Origin of the sequence: Paraburkholderia sp. SECH4, from assembly GCF_030511745.1 — a bacterium.
Lineage (GTDB): Bacteria > Pseudomonadota > Gammaproteobacteria > Burkholderiales > Burkholderiaceae > Paraburkholderia > Paraburkholderia madseniana.
Genome location: NZ_JALOCP010000106.1, coordinates 1 through 2,502 on the forward strand (window position 1 = coordinate 1; position 2,502 = coordinate 2,502).

The window sequence follows — 2,502 nt, forward strand, 5'->3', positions numbered from 1 at the left end:
AGAAGCACCGCCGACTCAGCAGAAACCACCAACGCCGGGACTTCGGAATCTAGGGGCCCGGTCAGCTCAAACCTCCTTTGGAGAACCTTAAATGCAGACACTCACCGCCACGTATTCACCCGAAGACAACAAGCTGCGCCTTTACGCATCGGAGCGCCTCGACGCGGATCTATACAGCCGCGTGGATGCTGCCGGTTTTAAATGGGCTCCCAAACAGCGGCTTTTTGTTGCCCCCATGTGGACTCCAGCGCGCGAGAATCTGCTGATTGAACTGTGCGGCGAGGTTGGGGACGAGGACACGAGTCTGGTCGAACGTGCGGAAGAGCGCGCCGACCGTTTCGAAGACTACAGCGGCAAGCGCGCAAGCGAAGCACACGCCGCGCGCGAAGCAGTGCAGACGATTGCGGGCCGTATCCCGGAAGGACAGCCTATTCTGGTTGGTCACCATAGCGAACGCCGCGCCCGCCGTGACGCTGAGCGCATCGAGAACGGCATGCGGCGTGCAGTGAATCTTTGGGAGACTTCCGGATACTGGGCGGAGCGCGCCAAAGGCGCATTGCGACATGCCAAATACAAGGAACAGCCTGGTGTGCGCCATCGACGCATGAAGGGGCTGGAGGCAGACCGTCGCAAGTATCAGCGTGAAATCGACACCGCCGAGAAGTTTGCAAAGCTCTGGAAGGCCGACCCGCTCACGCTCGAAAAAGCCAAAGCCATTGCGCAGTACGACCACATTTATTTTCGCGAGGAGGGCAAGGAAACCAGCACGTCGATCTATGAAATCCTTTCGCGCGAAAACGCCGATGTTGAACAGGTCCGCGAGCGGGTGCTGCGAGCGCACGCGCGCACGATTGCATGGTATGGCCGCTGGGCCGCGCACGTCGACAACCGGCTCGAATACGAGCGCGCCATGCTCGGGGAATCAGGCGGTCTGGTGACAGACAACGCTGATATCGTCGTGGGTGGCACTGTTCTGATCGGTGGCGAGTGGTACGTGGTGAATCGCGTCAATAAGTCCAACGGCCGCGTCAACAGCGTGACAACGCCCGCGCCTAAGGTGATGCACTGGCGAAGCACCGTGATAACTCCGATTGAGAGCGTGCAGGATTACCGCGCGCCGGAATCTGCAAATGCGGTAGCTGCCGCAAAGCCGCCACTCGCCAACTATCCCGGCGAGGATTTTCTCGCAATGACCCGCGCAGAGTGGCGCGAGCGCGATTCGAATTACAAGGGTACGCGCACCGTAGCTGCTACGGAGTCACACGGCGCTTACAAGTTCCGCCGCGCGCACGCCGGCCGAGGTCACTATAAGCAGGTGTTTATCACCGATGAAAAGCGGATTGACCCGCCCGCCCCGGCGGCACCACAGGCCGCGTCGGTCAACGTCGCGCCTCAGGTGGAGCCCGCGGCCGTGGCCCCCGTCTATGTGCCCCGCGAGCGTACCGAGTTCGACACGATGCGCGAGCAACTGAAGCACGGCGTGCAGGTCGTCAGCGCGCCGAAGCTGTTCCCGACGCCGGAAGTCGCGGCCGATCGCATGGTGGATGAGGCCAGGATCGAGGCCGGGGATCGTGTCGGCGAATTCAGCGCCGGAACGGGCTGCATTCTCGCCGCTATCTTTGCCGCGATCGATCCGAGCGCAATCAAGGTAACCGCGGTGGAGATCAATCACGCGCTTTCGCAAGCCCTCGCCGCTCGATATGGCGACGTTAAGGTGATCTGTGCCGACTTCATGGAATGCGGCGCCGAGCTCGGGACATTCACGAAGATTTTGCTCAACCCGCCGTTTTCAAAAGGGCAGGACATCGCGCATATTCGCCGCGCTCTGGACTTCCTCGATCCGGGCGGGCGACTGGTCGCGATCTGTGCAAATGGTCCGCGTCAGCAAGAAATTCTGTTGCCGCTCGTTGAGGCTCACGGCGGCACGTGGGAGGAGCTGCCGGAAGGAACCTTTATCGAATCCGGTACCAACGTTCGCACGGCGCTGCTGACGATCGACCTCTAACAACACATGCGGCCGTGCAAGACATGGCCGCGGATACCGAGACATAACAATGCTTGCCACCGCATACCGTACCGCCGCGATCGCGGCAATTATCGGGCTTTGTGCCTGCGCACAGACGCAAGTCCCGCAGACGCAACGAAACATGAAGCCGGGCGCGATCTATATTTTCGAACCCAAAAAGCCGACTGGACTGGCCGGTCCTGGTGAGTTCACGCTCACGCCTGATGGGAAAATCCACGTCATACAGCCAGGCACGACCACGACCCAGTAACGCGCGATCGCGCACGATCTGCCCCGACGCCGGCCGAGTGCCGGCGTTGCAGTTTCAGGTACCGCCGCAGCAATCCAGCCGGGCCGCGGCACCTTGCGCGCCCGGCTGCGCCTGTCACACAAGCTGACGGCTTCGCGTCCCGGTGAACATGCACCCCCGCTCTTGGGACTACGCCGCGTCCCGCGGACTTGCCCCGGCGCGTGCCATCCCCTCCAGCCTCGCTGCC

General features: G+C 61.9%; 2 protein-coding genes. Both read left to right on the plus strand.

From position 1 onward, the window contains the following. Positions 1-91: 91 nt before the first annotated feature. Complete coding sequence (locus tag M0D67_RS41905) at positions 92-2,005, plus strand: DUF3560 domain-containing protein (protein ID WP_266243655.1); 1,914 nt, start codon at positions 92-94, stop codon at positions 2,003-2,005. A 49-nt stretch (positions 2,006-2,054) separates the two neighbouring features. After that, positions 2,055-2,276 (plus strand): hypothetical protein, encoded by a 222-nt coding sequence (locus tag M0D67_RS41910; protein ID WP_266243657.1) that lies wholly within the window; start codon positions 2,055-2,057, stop codon positions 2,274-2,276. Positions 2,277-2,502: the final 226 nt, after the last annotated feature.